Source organism: Pseudoalteromonas sp. SIMBA_162 (assembly GCF_046535955.1).
GTDB lineage: Bacteria > Pseudomonadota > Gammaproteobacteria > Enterobacterales > Alteromonadaceae > Pseudoalteromonas > Pseudoalteromonas marina.
The window spans coordinates 1-242 of sequence record NZ_JAWJBQ010001060.1; the positions used below are offsets into that span (position 1 = coordinate 1).

The 242-nt window shown below is 52.1% G+C and carries 1 tRNA gene; it reads right to left on the reverse strand.

Annotated elements, in window-relative coordinates:
• Nucleotides 1-57: 57 nt before the first annotated feature.
• Nucleotides 58-133: transfer RNA gene (locus R0J88_RS22945), tRNA-Ala, on the reverse strand.
• Between the last annotated feature and the right edge of the window lie 109 nt (nt 134-242).

A 242-nucleotide genomic window follows, 5' to 3' on the forward strand; every position in this document is an offset into this window, starting at 1 on the left:
AGAAATCAACATTCATCAACGAATGTTCATTTCTAAGTTCTGATCAAGTAAAGCGAGTGGTGGAGCCAAGCGGGATCGAACCGCTGACCTCCTTCGTGCAAGGCAGGCGCTCTCCCAGCTGAGCTATGGCCCCGCATATTGGTAGGTCTGGGCAGATTTGAACTGCAGAAGAGCCGTCCTCACCACTCTTCATCCAGAGGCGTGGGGTGCTCATCATTCCAACCAAAATTGGTAGGTCTGGG